Below are 18,010 nucleotides of genomic sequence, written 5' to 3' on the forward strand. Positions count from 1 at the left end.
GGGGTTCTCCTTACCAGTTCCAGAGGGTGCCATCTTCAAGACGGGCTACCGGCAGATAGGCCGGTTCATAGGGGTATTTCGCTGCCAGTTTCTCGTTAAACTCAATGCCGAGACCCGGCTTGTCGCCTGGGTGCATGTAGCCCTGGTCAAAGGTCCAGTTAGCATCAAACAGCTCCATCATCTGTTCGGAGAAACCCATATACTCCTGCACGCCGAAGTTCGGTACCCAGAGGTCAAAGTGCAGAGCCGCCGCCATGCAGACTGGGGAGAGATCAGAGGGACCGTGTGAGCCGGTGCGCACCTGATAGAGCGACGCAAAATCAGCGATGCGCCGCATACCGGTAATGCCGCCCGCGTGGGTAATGGTGGTGCGGATATAGTCGATTAGCTGCTCTTCAATCAGCTGCTTACAATCCCAGATGCTGTTGAATACTTCGCCTACCGCAATTGGCGTAACCGTGTGCTGGCGGATCAGGCGGAAACACGCCTGATTCTCAGCTGGCGTCGGATCTTCCATCCAGAACAGGCGATAATCTTCTACGCTCTTGCCAAAGCGCGCCGCTTCAATGGGGGTCAGGCGATGGTGCATGTCATGAAGCAGATGCTCATCGAAACCGAATTTGTCACGGATCGCTGCGAACAGTTTCGGGGTGAAATCGAGGTATTTTTCCGTCGACCAGAGTTGCTCTTCCGGCCAGTTACCCTTGGTTGCGGGTTCGTAAGCCAGTCCTTTGCCTTTCGCCATGCCATAGGTGGTTTTCATGCCCGGTACGCCGCACTGCGCACGAATCGCCTTGAAGCCCAGCTCTTTGTGCTTCGCGTAGTCATCCATCACTTCATCAATGGAGTGACCAGTGGTGTGGCAATAGACCATGACGCCGGTACGTGAGGCACCGCCCAGCAGCTGATAGACCGGCATATTGGCGGCTTTACCTTTGATATCCCACAGCGCCATATCAACGGCTGAAATGGCGGACATGGTCACGGGGCCGCGACGCCAGTAAGCGCCTTTATAGAAATATTGCCAGATATCTTCAATCTGATGTGCATCACGGCCAATCAGCTGCGGACAGACGTGATCTTTCAGGTAGGAGGCGACCGGCAGTTCGCGGCCATTCAGCGTCGCATCGCCAATGCCGGTCAGACCCTGATCGGTGGTGATCTTCACGGTGACAAAGTTTCTGCCTGCGCAGGTTACAAATACTTCCGCCTTAACAATTTTCATCCTGTTTGCCTTTAGTCAGCGTTCAATGACGAAAAAGTACGCGATTTAATACTACCATACAAGTTAGGCGGGCAGAGTTGTGAAGCCAATCACAGACTGTTTTCAGGGCTAAAAAAGCGCTGTGAACAGAAGCTCCGGCTTTTTATATAACCTGGGGAGATGTAATAAAAAAGAGGAAACTGGCGGCCATAAAAAGGGAGCTTACGCCCCCTCAATAATGCTCAGGAAAAATGTTCAGGAAAGGAGTGCACATTGCGGCGGGAGGCGACAGCTCAGTACGCCCGCCATTACCTCAATCACGAATTCGCATCCGGAGAGCGGCTCACCATCCAGGTTAAAGGTCATCTCATGCGGAGAGCGGATGGTCAGTGACTCCACCTGCGTGGTGACGATGCCGGGATTGTCATCGTCACCGGTCAGTGAGTGCAGCAGGGTTGGCAGCAGCTCCTGGGCGGTAACAATACTGACGTCCAGTCGACCATCATTAATCAGGGCAGAAGGGCATAACCGCTGACCGCCGCCCGCCTGCCGCCCATTACCGATACCGATAACCAGCGCATCACCCTGCCAGGCGAAATCGGGACTGCTGATCTCACAGGTATCGGGTTTCAGCGTATCCATGCGCATCAGGCCGTGAATAAAGTAGGAGACACCGCCCAGTGCCGACTTCAGCTTTTCCGGGGTTTCTGTGGTGATGCGGGTGCCAAACCCACCTGTCGCCATATTAATGAAGTAGTGGCTCTGATTGACCCTGGCCAGATCGATGGCACTCGCTTTGCCCTGAATCGCCAGTCTCAGTGCCGGTTCCATCTCTTCCGGGATACCAACGCTGGTGGCGAAGTCGTTAGCGGTACCCAGTGGCAGGATGCCCAACACCGGGCGATGATCCGCTTCAGAAGCCGCCAGCGCCGTCGCGACTTCATTTATGGTGCCATCGCCACCACCCGCCACCACAGTCTCTGCCTGCAGCGCTATGGCCTCTTTGACGTAGCGATCACCGTCACCTTTTTCAAACGTGACACGCACTGCAATGTCGAAGCCTTCTTCACGCAGGGTCGCAATAGCGTCGCGCAGATCATCATTACCGGCGCCTTTCCCATTGAGGATGAGCAGCGTAAGCGGTTTATTATCCATTTTGCGTTCCTTGAAGATCTACAGAGTAAGAAGGGAATTTATAACACAGCTGCCAGCAGTAAATTATTGGCGAAAGAGAGAAAAAAGAAAACCCGCGCGGGGGAGCCGGGCGGGTAAATGAGGTGGTTCCTGGTAAATCTGCCGTTTATTGTTACTCATTAGCAGCAGGCGGGACTATAAAGCAGCCCCGACCGGGGGACTGTGATCCTGTTCTGATTTCCTCAAATTGTTTCCGTTGGTAACCGATTATGAGGGACCCGGGTATCCTCACCGTGATCAAAGTTGCGTAGCAGTAATGCAAAACGCAGATCTACCGCCTCAGGCACCTGCAGCCACACACGATGGCCATCGCCCGGCGCAACCTGGGTCGGTTCGCCGCGTGCATTCTGCAGGGCATCCAGCTGGCATTGCAGGTTCCCTTCTGGCGTCATGATCTCTACGCTGTCATGCAGCAAAAACTTATTCTTCACGGCCACTTCAGCCCATTCGCCCCGGCGCTCGCCGGTAAATTCGCCGACGAACTGCTGGCGATCGGAAACCGAAAAGCCCTGCTGATAATTCTGATAGCTGTCGTGGGTGTGGCGGCGCAGGAAGCCTTCGGTATATCCGCGATGCGCGAGACCTTCCAGGGTTAACAGCAGTGAGGGATCAAACGGCTTACCGGCGGCGGCATCATCAATTGCCCGGCGATAAACCTGCGCGGTGCGGGCGCAGTAATAGTAGGACTTGGTGCGTCCCTCAATCTTCAGCGAATGGACGCCCATCTCGCTGAGCCGCTCCACGTGTGCGACCGCGCGCAGATCCCGCGAGTTCATGATGTAAGTGCCGTGCTCGTCCTCGAACGCGCTCATCACCTCGCCGGGCTTCATCTTCTCTTCCAGCAGAAACACTTTATCGGTGGGTTGACCCACGCCCAGCGTAGGCGTCACATCCTGTACGGCGATAGGCTGGTGGATACCAACGATATTACCCACCTCATCCTGCTGACCTTCTGCCACTTTATATTCCCAGCGGCAGGCGTTAGTGCAGGTGCCCTGATTCGGGTCGCGTTTGTTCATGTAACCCGACAACAGGCAGCGGCCGGAATAGGCCATGCAAAGCGCGCCATGAACAAAGACTTCCAGCTCCATTTCCGGCACTTGCTGGCGGATTTCGGCGATCTCTTCCAGCGACAGCTCGCGTGACAGGATCACCCGGCTCAGTCCCATCTGCTGCCAGAATTTTACCGTGGCCCAGTTGACCGCATTGGCCTGCACCGACAGATGAATCGGCATCGACGGGAAGGCGTCACGCACCAGCATAATAAGGCCGGGATCGGACATGATCAGCGCATCGGGCTGCATCGCCACCACGGGCGCTAAGTCACGAATAAAGGTTTTCAGCTTGGCGTTGTGCGGCGCAATGTTCACCACCACGTAGAATTTCTTGCCCAGCGCGTGGGCTTCACTGATACCCAGCGCGAGATTTTCGTGGGTAAATTCGTTGTTACGCACCCGCAGGCTGTAACGCGGCTGGCCGGCATAGACGGCATCGGCACCATAGGCAAAGGCGTAACGCATGTTCTTAAGCGTGCCGGCAGGGGAAAGCAGTTCGGGTTTCATGATCGTCTCACTGATGTCAGGTCAGTATGCCGCCTCAGGCAGCAGGTGCAGGGCGTTAAGCCCTGCGAAAGGTGCGGAATTGTAGGCAGTGAGAAAAGGGAAGTAAATTGATCGAGATCAAACTAGATCAAATGACAGGCATCGGCTTCCCAGCGATAGCCCATGCCATAGACGGCGCGGATAAAGGGTTGCTCGCTGTCGAGATGCTCCAGCTTGCGTCGCAGATTCTTGATATGGCTGTCAATGGTGCGGTCCGTGACCACACGGTAGTCATCATAGAGATGGTTGAGCAGCTGTTCGCGTGAAAAAACTTTACCCGGTTCCAGCGACAGCGTTTTCAGCAGGCGGAACTCCGCCGGGGTTAAATCCAGCGGCTTTTCGCGCCAGCTGGCGAAGAAGCGGCTCTCATCGACCCGGAGTAACGAGGCGCTGTGCGGCTCTTTCGCCGAACGTGTTACCCGGCGCAGAATAGTCTTCACCCGCGCCACCACTTCACGCGGGCTAAAGGGTTTACAGATGTAGTCATCCGCGCCCAGCTCCAGTCCCAGCAGCCGGTCGATTTCCTCAGTGCGGGCGGTGACCATAATAATCGGCAACTCAGAATGGCGACGGATTTCACGGCACAGCGTTAACCCGTCTGTGCCAGGCAGCATCAAATCCAGCAGCATAAGGTCGGGTGGCGTCTGGCGCACATAATCCAGCACTGCGCTGCCATCAGCAATGTGATGGGTTCGGTAGTTCGAGGCGTGCAGATAATCGATCATCAGCTGCGCCAGTTTCGGCTCATCTTCGACCACCAGAATTAGCGGGTCGTGGTTTTCCAGGCTCATAAGCGTCTACACAAGGGGAACATAGCGCAAGTGTAGCGCGATTTTCAGTCCACCTAAATCAGAGTGCGCCGCATGAATATCACCGCCATGTGCGTCAGCGATATTTTTACAGATGGCAAGGCCCAGACCCGAGCCGCCGCTGGCCCGGTTGCGTGAACCTTCGGTGCGAAAGAAGCGTTCAAAAATCTGCGCCTGATGTTCTCTATCCACCCCCGGCGCACTGTCATCAAACTCGATGCGCCAGTTCGGTGCGTCATACTTCAACGTCACTTCAACCCGGCCTCCGCTGTCGGTGTAGCGCAGGCTGTTCTCCAGCAGGTTAGTAAACAACTGTATCAGGCGATCAGGATCGCCAAAGAAAGGAGCCTGATCGGGCAGATTCAGTTTCAGCGTAAGGCCGTGTGCACGATAGCGTTCGGCAAAGCTGCCCGCTGTGACTTCCAGCAGTTGCACCAGATCGGTCGCCTGCTTACGGTAGGCAAGGGCACCCTCATCCGACAGTGATAGCTGGTGCAGATCATCTACCAGCTTGCTCAGCACCACCACTTCACTCTGCAGAGAGGTAATCGCTTCCGGTGTCAGTTTGCGCACCCCATCCTGCATCGCTTCCAGTTCACCGCGCAGGATCGCCAGCGGCGTGCGTAACTCGTGAGAGATATCGGCCATAAAGGCACGCCGCATGCTTTCATTTTTCTCCAGCGAGCTGGCAAGCAGGTTAAAGTCCCTGGCCAGCTGGCCCAGCTCATCCCGGCTGCTGACCTCAACGCGGGTGGCAAAATTACCGGCTGCCAAATGATGGGTGCCGTCAACCAGCCGTTTAACCGGGGCCAGCAGACCGCGTGCCATCAGCCAGGTCGCCAGCGCCGCCAGCAGCGTCGACAGGCCAACAATAATCCAGCTGGTGCGCCGCTGTTGCTGATCAAAGTTAATGTCGGTACTGCGGGTCAGCCGCTCCGGCGGCGAACCAATCACCCAGCCGACCACTTTGCCGTTGCTGGTGGTGATGTTGCGCCGCGTGCCCTCGGGGGGGACCGGGGATCGTGGCCCGATCATCACTTTATATTGCTGATCAAGGATCCAGAACTGGGTACGCCAGCCGTGGGGCGGTAGCTGACTATTACTGTCAGGGTTTTGCTCCAGCGAACGCAGCATAGTGAATACCAGCCGATCGTTGTGGCGCAAAAAATCCCAGTTGCCGTGCTGCTCATACTGATCGGCCAGGGCATCGCTAAGCAGATTTAAGCGCTGCTGGTTGCCGCGCTTAATGTAGTCGACAAAGCCATGCTCGAAACTGAGGCGAACCCCCCAGTGCATGGTAATCAGCACCAGCATGCAGGTGGCGAAAATCGCCGTAAACAATTTGGCTCCGATACCCAGGTGCAGGTTAACTCTCATTTTTCTCTCCGGCGTCGCAGATCAACGTTGGTACTCACCTGTGGCGGCACGCGCCAAAACACCAGCGCGGGCAGGATGATAATCAGCGACATGCAAAGGTAGGTATAAATAAACATCTGGTGTTCCACCGCACTGTTCGCCGCGCTCTCCTGGGAAAATGCCCCCAGTAACAGCCCGGCCACGGTGACGCCAATACTCATCGACAGCTGCATAATCATCGACAGCAGGCTGTTTCCGCTGGACGCCAGCTCATCCGGCAGCTCTTTCAGCGTCAGGGTATTCATCGAAGAAAAGCGAATGGCATTGACCATGCCCTGCAGGAATAACACCAGTGGCAGCAGCCAGACCCAGCCCAGGATCGCCATCAGCGGGAACAGCAGTACCACCAGCGCCAGCGCCACGGTCGACATCACCAGCACGTTGCGGTAGCCATAGAGATTGACGATATGCACCACAATGCGCTTCATCCCCATATTGCCCAGCACCATCGGAATCATCATCAGCCCCGCGTGAAACGGGCTGTAGCCCATGCCAAGCTGCAGGAAGATGGGCGTCATAAAGGGCAGCATCCCGCTGCCGATGCGGCCGGTAAAACTGCCGAGCAGACCGATGGAATAGAGGCGATTATCAAACAGTTTCAGGCTGAACAGCGCATTCTCATTGCCGCGGGCATGCATCAGGTAGAACAGCAAAGAGAACAGACCAATAAGGATCATGGCACCCAGCAGCAACGGTGAGCCGCCGCTGCTGCGCTGACCATCCAGTGCCAGCGTCAGGGTTGCCATACCGGCTGCCAGCAGGATAAAACCGCCGAAATCAAAGCGACGGGTCTGCATGCGGTAGTTGGGCATCAGGATCAGGGTGGCGATGGCGCCTGCGATGCCGACCGGGATATTGATCAGAAAGATCCAGTGCCAGCTGGCGTACTCCACCAATACACCGCCCAGCGCCGGACCCAGCAGCGGGCCGATCTGGCCAGGCAGGGTGACAAAGGTCATGGCGGACATATATTGCTCACGCGGCACGATTTTCATCACTGTCAGGCGACCCACCGGCACCATCATGGCACCGCCAATTCCCTGCACCACCCGCGACAGCACCAGCTGATCCAGCGTGGCGGCGAGGGCGCACAGCAGTGAGCCGAGGCTGAATAGCAGAATCGCGCAGAAGAAAATATTACGCACGCCAAAGCGATCCGCCAGCCAGCCACTGACTGGCAGCATCACCGCCACGGTCAGCACGTAATAGACGATCACCGAGTGCATATGCAGCGGGCTGACACCCAAATCGTGCGCCATCGACGGGATCGCAGTATTAACGATGGTAGTATCCAGCGTCTGCATAAAGAAGCCGATGGCAACAATCCATAACTGCCAGCGGACGTTAGTGCTTTGCGTAGTCATCGATCCCCCTGATAAAGGCGTCACGCCGGGTGCCTGCCGCCGCCATACCCATTACGGCTGCTGCGCGGCGGCCAGTGGACGTTTTTTGCGCCGCAGCTTGTCCATCATTAAATAGACCACCGGCGTGGTATAGAGCGTCAGCAGCTGGCTCATGACCAGTCCGCCTGCGATGGTAATCCCCAGCGGCTGACGCAGCTCGGCGCCGTCGCCACGGGTCAGTACCAGCGGCAGCGCGCCAAACAGCGCCGCCAGCGTCGTCATCATAATGGGCCGGAAACGCAACAGGCACGCCTGGAAGATCGCCTCCCGGGCGCTGAGCTGGCCGTTGCGCTCTGCATCCAGCGCAAAATCGACCATCATGATGGCGTTCTTTTTCACGATTCCGATCAGCAGCAGAATACCGATTAGCGCAATCAGGCTGAAGGGCGTATCGAACAATTCCAGCGCCAGCAGTGCCCCGACACCCGCCGAGGGCAGGGTAGAGAGAATCGTCAGCGGATGGACATAGCTTTCATAGAGGATCCCCAGCACGATATAGACCGCCGCAATCGCTGCCAGCATCAGCCAGAGCTGACTGCTCTGCGACTGCTGAAACACCTGCGCCGTACCAGCAAAGCTGCCACGCACGCTGGACGGCACGCCAATCGCTGTCATGGTGCGTTCAATCGCGTCCGACGCCTGCGACAGCGATACCCCTTCCGGCAGGTTAAAGGAAATAGTTGAGGCAGCCGACAGCCCTTCATGGTTCACCGACAGCGGCGCATTAGCCGGCTGCCAGTGGGCGAACCATGACAGCGGAATCGCTTTACCTTCGCTGTTTATCACAAACATCTGCGACAGGGCGCTGATATCCTGGGTGTAGCGCGGATCAACCTCCATCACCACTTTGTACTGGTTAAGCGGCTGGTAGATGGTGGAAATCTGACGCTGACCAAAAGCGTTATTCAGCAGGGCATTGGCCTGAGAGACGTCGATACCGAGCCGCGCCATGCTTTCCCGGTCGTAGGTCAGTGCCATCTCGCTGCCTTTATCCTGCTGATCGGAGTTCACATCCGCCAGTTGCGGCAGGGCAGAGAACGCCTGACGAATTTTTGGCTCCCACTCACGCAGGTCGTTGAGGTCGTCCGACAGCAGCGAATATTGATAACCGGCATTCGATTCCCGACCGCCGACACGCAAATCCTGCACCGCATTGAGATAGAGACTGGCCCCTGGCTCTTTCGCCAGCCTGGTGCGCAGCCGGGCGATAATCTCCACTGCGCTCTCTTTGCGCTCTGACAGCGGCTTTAGGGAGATAAACATGGAGCCGCTATTGGTACGCATTCCGCCGGTAAAGCCCACCACGCTCTCTACCGCCGGATCGGCCCCGACAATCACCATGAAATCCTGCAGCTTACTGCGCATCGCCTGAAACGAAATGCTCTGGTCGGCAGAGATAAAGCCGGAGAGTCGCCCGGTATCCTGTTCCGGCATAAAGGTTTTCGGGATATGCACAAACAGCCAGCCGGTCAGCGCGATGGTGGCGAAAAACAGCAGCATCACCCAGCGAGCATGGTTCAGTACCACGTTCAGTGAACGACCATAGCCCTGCTGGATCGCCATCAGCAGGCGACCCGCGCCACGCTGACGCGGCTGGCTGCGCGATGGCTGCGGCTTCAGCAGATACGCGCACATCACCGGCGTCAGGGTGACCGAGATAAACAGCGAGATAACAATAGCCACCGACAGCGTAATGGCAAATTCAGAGAAGAAGCGGCCAATCAGCCCGCCGATCATCAGCAGTGGCAGGAACACCGCAATCAGCGACAGGCTCATCGACAGCACTGTAAAGCCGACTTCACGTACCCCTTTCAGCGCGGCAGCCAGCGGTTTCATGCCCGCTTCTACGTGGCGGGCAATGTTCTCCAGCACCACAATTGCATCATCCACCACAAAGCCGGTGGCGATGGTCAGCGCCATCAGTGACAGGTTGTTGAGGCTGAAACCGCACAGATACATCGCGGCAAAGGTGCCGATCAGCGAAACCGGCACGGCGACGGCGGGGATGAAGGTGGCCCGTCCCGAGCGCAGGAAAACGAACACCACCAGAATCACCAGCGCCACGGCGATGACCAGTGACTGCTCTACTTCATGCAGCGAAGCGCGAATGGTGGGTGAACGATCCTGGGCTATCTGCAGATCGATGGCGGCGGGGATCACTTCATGCAGCAGCGGCATCTCTGCACGAATCCGGTCCACCGTGTCAATGACATTGGCTTCAGGCGTTTTGCGGATCAGCAGCAGCACCGCGGGTTTACCGCGCGACATCCCGGCGTTGCGCATGTCCTGCACCGAGTCCTCCACCGTCGCCACGTCCGCCAGCCTGACCGCCGCGCCGTTGTTGTAATGCACCACCAGCGGCTGATATTCACTGGCACTCTGCAGCGCATCATTGGTACGCAACTGCCAGCGCTGTTGCGCGTCATCCAGTGCGCCCTGCGGGCGTCGCTGATTGGCGTTGGAAATGGCGGTGCGTACCGCATCCAGCGACACGCCCTGGTTGAACAGTGCTTGTGGATTCAGCGCTACGCGCACCGCAGGCAGCGAGCTGCCCCCTACGGTCACGTCGCCCACGCCTTCAATCTGTGACAGCTTCTGCGCCAGCTGGGTCGATGCGTAATCATAAAGCTGACCCGGATTGTAGGTATCCGAGGTCAGCGTCATGATCATAATCGGCGCATCTGAAGGGTTCACTTTGCGATAGGTCGGACGCGACGGCATCCCGGTAGGCAGCAGGCTTTGCGCTGCGTTAATTGCGGCCTGTACATCGCGCGCGGCCCCGTTAATGTCGCGATCAAAATCAAATACCAGAATGATGCGGGTGCTGCCCAGCGAACTGGTTGAGGTCATTTCACTGACGCCCGCGATGCGTCCCAGTGAGCGCTCCAGCGGTGTTGCCACCGACGACGCCATAATCTCCGGCGCGGCACCCGGCAGAGAAGCCGAGATGACGATCACCGGGAAATCGACCTGCGGCAGCGGTGCCACCGGCAGCAGGCGGAACCCCAGCATTCCGGCCAGTGCGATGGCCAGCGTCAGCAGGGCGGTGGCAACGGGTCGGTTAATAAACAGGGCAAAGAATTTCACTCTTCGACCTCCGTGCGGCCAAAGCGACGGCGGGTGGCGTGCGCCAGCCGATCAAACAGCAGGTAGATCACCGGCGTGGTAAACAGCGTCAGCACCTGGCTCAGAATCAGGCCGCCGACCATGGCAACCCCCAGCGGATGACGCAGTTCGGCACCGACGCCGGTGCTGAGCATCAGTGGCAGCGCGCCAAGCAGGGCCGCCAGCGTAGTCATGAGAATCGGACGGAAGCGCAGCAGGCAGGCCTGATAGATGGCATCCACAGGCTGCATGCCCTGTTCACGCTCGGCCGCCAGCGCAAAGTCGATCATCATGATGGCGTTCTTTTTCACGATGCCGATCAGCAGGATGATGCCGATAATCGCCACGATATCCAGCTCATTGCCGCTAAGCATCAGTGCCAGCAGCGCCCCGACACCCGCCGTGGGCAGCGTTGACAGAATGGTGATCGGGTGAATAACGCTCTCATAGAGCACGCCCAGCACGATATACATCGCCACGATGGCCGCCACAATCAGCCAGACGGTGCTGCTCAGCGCCGCCTCAAACGCCAGCGTGCTGCCCTGGAACTGGGTCATCAGCTCGGCGGGCATGCCAAGCTGTGCTTCCGCCTGCGACACCGCTTTCACCGCCTCTTCCAGCGAATAGCCGTCAGCCACGTTAAACGAGAAGGTCGCCGACGGGAACTGGTCAAGATGGTTAATGCTCAGCGGCGTGTGGCGCTGTTCGATGCGGGCAATGGCGTTTAACGGTACGCTGCCGCCATCGCTGCTGTTCAGGCGAATTGCCTCCAGGCTCGCCAGCCCCGGCGTGGCGTGATTATCCTGCTCCAGCACCACACGATACTGATTCGCCTGGGTATAGATGGTGGAGATCAGCCGCTGACCGTAGGCGTTATACAGCGCGTTATCGACATCCGCCATGCTGATGCCAAGGCGGCTGGCGCTGTCGCGGTCCACGTTGACATAGGCTTCCAGCCCCTGATCCTGCCAGTCACTGCTGACATCACGCAACTGGGGCAGGGTGCTGAGCCGGGTCAGCAGGGCCGGAACCCAGGTGCTGAGCGATGACAGTGATCCCGATTGCAGCGTGAACTGGTACGGCGTGCGGCTCGCCTGGGTATCGATAGTGAGATCCTGCACCGCCTGCAGCCAAAGCTGTACACCCGGCACCTCACTGACCTGCTGTTGCAGGCGCTGCTGAATAGCAGGAATCCGGTCGTCGCGCTGATCCAGTGGTTTCAGGTTGATCTGCAGCCGCGCGCTGTTCAGCGCGGCATTGGTGCCATCTACGCCGACAAACGAGGTCATGCTCTGAACTGCCGGATCTTTCATGATGATAGAGGCGACGTCGCGGGTGCGCTGCGCCATGCTGGCGTAGGAGACCGACTGCGGGGCCTGCAGCGTGCCCTGAATAATGCTGTTATCCTGCTGCGGGAAAAAGCCTTTCGGGATCATCACCCACAGCAGCAGCGTCAGCACCAGGGTGCCCAGCGCCACCGACAGTGTCAGCCAGGGGTGATTCAGCACCCGGCTCAGGCCGCGGCCATAGGCGGCCACGATACGATCAAACATCGCTTCGCTGGCCCGCGAAAAGCGGTTCTGTTTTCGCAGCGACTCTGCGCTCAGCATCCTGGCGCACATCATCGGCGTCAGGGTCAGTGACACTACCGCTGAAATCAGAATCGCCACCGCCAGCGTCACGGCAAATTCGCGGAACAGACGGCCGATCACGTCGCCCATAAACAGCAGTGGGATCAGGACCGCAATCAGCGAGAAGGTGAGGGAGATGATGGTAAAGCCGATCTCTCCGGCACCTTTCAGCGCGGCGGTCAGCGGCTTTTCCCCTTTCTCGATATAGCGTGAGATGTTCTCAATCACCACGATGGCATCATCAACCACAAAGCCGGTGGCGATGGTCAGCGCCATTAGTGTCAGGTTGTTGATTGAAAAGCCGAGGAAATACATCGCCGCGAAGGTGCCAATCAGCGACAGTGGCACCGCCACCGCCGGGATCAGCGTGGCGGGCACGTTGCGCAGAAACAGATAGATAATCATCACCACCAGCGCCATCGCCAGCATTAGCTCATACTGCGTGTCGTTGACCGAAGCGCGAATATTGGTGGTGCGGTCGGTGAGCAGTTTAACCTCTACCGACTTCGGCAGGGCGGCGGTCAGAGCGGGTAACATGGCACGGATATTATCTGCTGTGGCGATGATATTGGCACCAGGCTGACGCTGAACGTTGAGCACAATCGCCGCATCACGGTTGGCCCAGGCACCAAGCCAGCTGTTTTCTGCACCCTGTTCGATGGTCGCCACGTCACCAAGACGCACCGGTGCGCCGTTTTTGTAGCTGATAATCAGCTGGCGATAATCTTCCGCCGATTTCATCTGGTCATTGGCTGACAGGGTGACGGAGCGGGTCGGGCCATCCAGGCTGCCTTTGGCAGAATTGACGTTGGCATTGCTGATGGCAGTGCGCACCGTTTCGCTGGTCAGACCCAGCGCCGCCAGCGCCTGCGCATTCATTTTTACCCGCACCGCCGGACGCTGGCCGCCCGAAAGCGTCACCAGCCCGACGCCGCTGACCTGAGAGATTTTCTGTGCGACGCGCGTTTCCACCATGTCCTGCACCTGCGTCAGTGGCATGCTGCGCGTGGTGACGGCCAGCGTCATGATCGGCGGATCGGCAGGATTCACTTTGCTGTAAACCGGCGGATTAGGCAGGTCGTTGGGCAGCAGGTTGGTCGCTGAGTTTATGGCCGCCTGCACCTCCTGCTCGGCCACATCCAGCGGCAGCGTCAGCTGGAACTGCAGCGTCACCACCGAGGCACCGCCGGCGCTTTGCGACGCCATCTGTTTCAGGCCAGACATCTGACCAAACTGGCGCTCAAGCGGCGCGGTGATGGAGGAGGTGACCACATCCGGGCTGGCACCCGGATAGAGTGTGACGACCTGGATGGTCGGATAGTCGACTTCCGGCAGCGCCGAGACCGGCAGGAAGCGGTAGCCCAGTATCCCGGCCAGCAAAATCGCAATCATCAACAGCGTGGTGGCGACCGGGCGCAGAATAAACTGGCGTGACGGCCCGCCACTGTGATCAGGAGGCATGACCTGCATTACTCACGCTCTCCTTTTGACGGCAGGGTCGCGCGGGTGGCGCGCGGTGCGTTGCTCTGCGGCGCGACCACCTCAACTTTCGCGCCTTCGGTCAGGCGATCCAGCCCGTCGGTCACCACGCGTTCACCTGCCTCCAGACCGGCGCTGACCACCACTTTCTCACTATCCTGCAAGCCGGCAATGACGCTTTTCTTGCTAACCTTGTTGTCACTGTTGACCACCCAGACAAAGTGGCCTTCGTTGCCCATTTGCAACGCGGCAGGCGGGATCACAATCGCATCCTGTAGGGTGTTGACCTTTAGCCGCACATTCACGAACTGATTGGGGAATAGCGTGTCGTCCTGATTATCAAAACGCGCTTTGATTTTGATGGTGCCGGTGGTGACATCAATCTGATTATCGAGGCTAAGCAGTTTACCGCTGGCGATCAGGTTCTGATTAGCGCGATCCCAGGCTTCCACCAGCAGCGGCTCGCCGCTTTTCTGCGCCTTAAGAATGGAACTGATGCTGTTCTCTGCCAGAGTAAAGACCACATCAATCGGGTGCGTCTGGGTGATCACCACGATGCCGGTGGTATCACCACTGGTGACGTAGTTGCCGACATCCACCTGTTTCAGCCCGACCCGTCCGGCAATCGGCGCGGTGATCCGACTGTAGGTGAGATTGAGCTGCGCACTGGCGACGCTGCCCTCATCCGCTTTCAGGGTGCCGAGCGTTTCACTCACCAGTGAGCGCTGAGTGTCCAGCTCCTGTTGCGAGACCAGCGAGGTTTTTGCCAGTTTCTCAAAGCGCGCCAGATCACGACGGGCATTAGCCAGCGTCGCCTGATCTTTCGCCAGCTGGCCCTGAGCCTGAGTTAACGCCACCTGATAAGGGCGCGGGTCGACTTCTGCCAGGCGTTCGCCTGCTTTGACCTGCTGGCCTTCGGTAAAGTGGATTGCCAGCAGCTCGCCATTGACCCGGCTGCGCACTGTGGCCGTGTTAGCAGCAGTTACCGTACCCAGTCCGCTGAGGTATTGCGGCACGCTCTGGCGGGAGGCGGTCGCAGCCTGTACTGGCGCGAGTGGACGATGAGAGCCATCACCGCCGCTTTTGCCGCGCGGGGCTGGCGTATCCGTCTGGCTACTGCTCTGCGGCTGGGCGTTGCGTTGCCAGCCATAGTAGCCGCCAGCGGCCACGGCAATCAGGGCCAGCACGATTAGGGTTTTTTTCATAACAGGATGTCGGGTGTTCATGATTGTTGATGCTCTCCAGCAGTGACGTAGTCCCAGACGCAGGCATCAAAGGGGTAGCCTGCAAACGACAGAGTGTAGTCGCCTCTGACGGGCAGAAGTTGAAGGAAATAAGGATATCTGTCAGGGCGGGGTAATTATGCCTGTTCTTACAATAATCACAGCACAATCGTCATAAAGCCGTGAAATCACTTTGCTATGCTGAAAAAGAGACGGTTTTTTCAGGCAAATAAGGAGCAATAAATGAGTCAGAATCAAACCCGACAGTTAGGTGACAGTGGTATCGCGGTGCCGTTACTGACGTTTGGCGGCAACGTGTTTGGCTGGACGGTGGATCAAACCACCTCCTTTTCTCTGCTGGATGCGCTGGTGGATCGAGGCCTGTGGTTTATCGATACCGCCGACGTCTATTCCCGCTGGGCACCGGGTAATAAAGGAGGGGAATCGGAAACCATTATTGGTGAATGGCTGAAAAAAAGCGGCAAACGCGACCAGATCGTGCTGGCAACCAAGGTTGGCATGGAACTGTCGCCGGAGAAAACCGGGCTGAAACCGCAGTATATCCGTCAGGCCGTCGAAGATTCACTGCGCCGGTTGCAGACCGATTACATTGATCTCTACCAGGCGCACCGCGACGATCAGGATACGCCGCTGGCGGAAACTCTGAGCGCCTTTGATAGCCTGATCCGCGAGGGCAAAGTGCGGGCGATTGGCGCCTCGAATTACAGCGCGGCGCGGCTGCAGGAGGCGCTGCAGATCAGTGAAAAACAGGGGCTGGCGCGTTATGAAACCCTGCAACCGGAATACAATCTGTATGACCGCCGGCCCTATGAAACGGAGCTGGAGCCGGTGGTCAGGGCGCACGGTTTGGGTGTTATCAATTACTACTCACTTGCCAGCGGTTTTCTCAGTGGCAAATACCGTGATGCGGCAGATGCCGTTAAAAGCGCGCGCGGTCAGGGGGTGGTGGAGAAATACCTTAACCCGCGCGGTTTGCGGATCCTTGACGCGCTGGATGCTATCAGCGAAGCGCATCAGGTGACGCCGACCCAGGTGGCGCTGGCCTGGCAGATCGCCCGTCCCGGCATCACTGCACCGATCGTCAGTGCCACTTCGCTTAAACAACTCGACGATCTGGCTGGTGCAATGCAACTGACGCTGACACCGGCGCAGATCGCGCTGCTGGACCAGGCAAGCCGCTAATCAGAGGGGGCGCTAGCGCCCCCTTTTCCCTCTTCCCCTGCTAAATAATGGGCATTCTCCCCGAAGAATAACCATTCAGCGATCCCGATCACAGATGCGTTAATAAACGGATGTTTCGGGAATTTATGCGCACGTATTTACAATAAATGAAGATTGGCCCGCACTATCCTCCGTGTCACTTTCCGTAACCTACATAAGAATAAGCACGATGAAAACCAGAAAAGCCCCCGCCTTTTCCGCTGCCTGTGTGGCAACCGGCACCCTGATTCTGTCCATGCTTTCCGCACAGGCATTCGCCGCTGATGCGCTCAGTCCTGACTCCGAGTGGATGTTTGGTGACTGGGGCGGTTACCGAACGCAGTTGCAGGAGGACGGCATTAAGTTTGACGTTAATTACACCATGGAAAGCGCCGCGAATTTAGGCGGCGGGGCAGATACCAACACCACCCTGCGCTATAGCGATCAGTGGACGTTCGGCACCAATTTCGATTTGCAGAAGCTGCTGGACTGGCAGGATGCTGAGTTCCAGATGACCGTGACCAATCGTGACGGACAGAATCTCTCAGAGCAGGTGGCGGATAAACGTACCGGTATGCTCTCCTCGGTGCAAGAGGTTTACGGCCGTGGCCAGACCTGGCGTCTGACTCAGTTCTGGTTGCGCAAAGGATTATTTAACGATGTTGTCGATCTGAAAGCCGGACGGGTGACGGTGGGGGAAGACTTCGATAACTTCGATGGCAATCTGTTCCAGAACCTGGCGCTGGGCAGCGGGCAGGCGGGTAACTGGCGCGGCGATCGCTGGTTCAACTGGCCGGTATCGCAGTGGGGGGGTCGGGTTAAGTTCACTCTCACACCTGAAGTGTTCTTCCAGGTCGGCTTCTATAACCAGAACCGCGCCAACTACGATCGCGGCGATGGCTTCCGCCTGGATACCCGTCATTCAGAGGGAAATCTGGTGCCGGTCGAACTGGGCTGGAAACCGACGTTCGGGCCGGAGAAATTACCGGGTAATTACCGCATCGGCTATTACTATTCGTCGGTGGATGGCGATGTCTATGGTAGCTGGCGCAACGGCGGCTATCAGGATCAGGCACATGCCTATGGCGGCTATCTGTTATTACAGCAACAGCTGACCGCGCAGGATGGCGAGGTAAATCGCGGCCTGGGCGTGCGGGTGCAGGCGGTAATGAACGATCACAAAACCTCAAAGACCGACAACTACCAGTCTATCGCCTTTACCTGGACAGGACCGTTTGATGCCCGTCCTCAGGATGAGATCGGTGTGGGCGCGTCGCGTATTCATGTGAACAGTGACTATACCCGTTCACTGCGTCAGCAGAATCAGGCTAGTGGTGAGAGCCGTTTTGACAGCCCAACCTATCTGCCGATTCAGGAAGGTTCAGAGTACAACTATGAGGTCTACTACAACGCCAAAGTAACTAACTGGATGTCACTGCGACCTAACCTGCAGTATGTGGTGGCACCGGGCGCAGTGGGTGAAGTGAAAGATGCGTTTATCGGCGGTATCAGCGCCAATATAGCCTTCTGATTTACAGTTAAAAAGGTACTTAGATTTGTCAGGCAGACAGCTCCCAAACGTAAAGCGATGGGCGCATACGCCTGTAGCAAAGCATCGCGGGCTATGGATGGCCCGCGTTGAGCATGCCAGGGATGGCGTCTTTTGCGTCTTTGCGGAAGGCGTATGCGCCCTGAGCCTATGCACTATCCGCAAAAAAAAGGCA

The 18,010-nt window shown here is 57.7% G+C and carries 11 protein-coding genes; 2 read left to right on the top strand and 9 right to left on the bottom strand.

Annotated features, from left to right (window positions below; all coding sequences use genetic code 11):
* Positions 1–10 precede the first annotated feature (10 nt).
* The 9 genes from manD to WFO64_RS06915 form a co-directional block, all read right to left on the bottom strand.
* Complete coding sequence (manD, locus tag WFO64_RS06875) at positions 11–1,225, bottom strand: D-mannonate dehydratase ManD (protein ID WP_337010143.1); 1,215 nt, start codon at positions 1,223–1,225, stop codon at positions 11–13.
* Between the two features lie 234 nt (positions 1,226–1,459).
* Positions 1,460–2,359: a lipid kinase YegS gene (yegS, locus tag WFO64_RS06880; RefSeq protein ID WP_337010145.1), complete on the bottom strand. Its 900-nt coding sequence runs from the start codon at positions 2,357–2,359 to the stop codon at positions 1,460–1,462.
* Between the two features lie 221 nt (positions 2,360–2,580).
* Positions 2,581–3,963, bottom strand: coding sequence for a prephenate-dependent tRNA uridine(34) hydroxylase TrhP (trhP, locus tag WFO64_RS06885; RefSeq protein WP_337010526.1), 1,383 nt, complete (start codon positions 3,961–3,963; stop codon positions 2,581–2,583).
* Between the two features lie 119 nt (positions 3,964–4,082).
* The gene (baeR, locus tag WFO64_RS06890; RefSeq protein ID WP_337010147.1) at positions 4,083–4,790 is read right to left on the bottom strand and encodes a two-component system response regulator BaeR; all 708 of its coding nucleotides are present in this window, start codon (positions 4,788–4,790) and stop codon (positions 4,083–4,085) included.
* A gap of 6 nt (positions 4,791–4,796) precedes the next feature.
* Positions 4,797–6,185: a two-component system sensor histidine kinase BaeS gene (gene baeS, locus WFO64_RS06895; protein WP_337010149.1), complete on the bottom strand. Its 1,389-nt coding sequence runs from the start codon at positions 6,183–6,185 to the stop codon at positions 4,797–4,799.
* Complete coding sequence (locus tag WFO64_RS06900; protein WP_337010150.1) at positions 6,182–7,588, bottom strand: MFS transporter; 1,407 nt, start codon at positions 7,586–7,588, stop codon at positions 6,182–6,184. Before WFO64_RS06900 ends, baeS begins: the two co-directional genes overlap by 4 nt.
* Positions 7,589–7,639: 51 nt before the next feature.
* Positions 7,640–10,714, bottom strand: coding sequence for a multidrug efflux RND transporter permease subunit MdtC (gene mdtC / locus WFO64_RS06905; protein WP_337010152.1), 3,075 nt, complete (start codon positions 10,712–10,714; stop codon positions 7,640–7,642).
* Positions 10,711–13,833, bottom strand: coding sequence for an MdtB/MuxB family multidrug efflux RND transporter permease subunit (locus WFO64_RS06910; RefSeq protein WP_337010154.1), 3,123 nt, complete (start codon positions 13,831–13,833; stop codon positions 10,711–10,713). The genes mdtC and WFO64_RS06910 overlap by 4 nt, the downstream gene beginning before the upstream one ends.
* On the bottom strand, positions 13,833–15,068 hold the full coding sequence (locus tag WFO64_RS06915; protein WP_337010156.1) for an MdtA/MuxA family multidrug efflux RND transporter periplasmic adaptor subunit: 1,236 nt from the start codon (positions 15,066–15,068) through the stop codon (positions 13,833–13,835). Before WFO64_RS06915 ends, WFO64_RS06910 begins: the two co-directional genes overlap by 1 nt.
* 240 nt (positions 15,069–15,308) lie before the next feature.
* Between WFO64_RS06915 and WFO64_RS06920 the strand changes: the two genes are divergently transcribed.
* Both WFO64_RS06920 and WFO64_RS06925 read left to right on the top strand, forming a co-directional pair.
* The gene (locus WFO64_RS06920) at positions 15,309–16,268 is read left to right on the top strand and encodes an aldo/keto reductase (RefSeq protein ID WP_337010158.1); all 960 of its coding nucleotides are present in this window, start codon (positions 15,309–15,311) and stop codon (positions 16,266–16,268) included.
* Positions 16,269–16,476: 208 nt separating this feature from the next.
* Positions 16,477–17,817 (top strand): carbohydrate porin, encoded by a 1,341-nt coding sequence (locus WFO64_RS06925; protein ID WP_337010160.1) that lies wholly within the window; start codon positions 16,477–16,479, stop codon positions 17,815–17,817.
* Positions 17,818–18,010 lie beyond the last annotated feature (193 nt).

Source organism: Pantoea sp. AS142, assembly GCF_037152305.1.
Taxonomy (GTDB): domain Bacteria; phylum Pseudomonadota; class Gammaproteobacteria; order Enterobacterales; family Enterobacteriaceae; genus Pantoea.

Coding starts and splice junctions, on each gene's coding strand:
- manD (WP_337010143.1), bottom strand. CDS start 1,225: ATGAAAATTGTTAAGGCGGAAGTATTTGTAACCTGCGCAGGCAGAAAC.
- yegS (WP_337010145.1), bottom strand. CDS start 2,359: ATGGATAATAAACCGCTTACGCTGCTCATCCTCAATGGGAAAGGCGCC.
- baeR (WP_337010147.1), bottom strand. CDS start 4,790: ATGAGCCTGGAAAACCACGACCCGCTAATTCTGGTGGTCGAAGATGAG.
- baeS (WP_337010149.1), bottom strand. CDS start 6,185: ATGAGAGTTAACCTGCACCTGGGTATCGGAGCCAAATTGTTTACGGCG.
- WFO64_RS06900 (WP_337010150.1), bottom strand. CDS start 7,588: ATGACTACGCAAAGCACTAACGTCCGCTGGCAGTTATGGATTGTTGCC.
- WFO64_RS06910 (WP_337010154.1), bottom strand. CDS start 13,833: ATGCAGGTCATGCCTCCTGATCACAGTGGCGGGCCGTCACGCCAGTTT.
- WFO64_RS06915 (WP_337010156.1), bottom strand. CDS start 15,068: ATGAACACCCGACATCCTGTTATGAAAAAAACCCTAATCGTGCTGGCC.
- WFO64_RS06920 (WP_337010158.1), top strand. CDS start 15,309: ATGAGTCAGAATCAAACCCGACAGTTAGGTGACAGTGGTATCGCGGTG.
- WFO64_RS06925 (WP_337010160.1), top strand. CDS start 16,477: ATGAAAACCAGAAAAGCCCCCGCCTTTTCCGCTGCCTGTGTGGCAACC.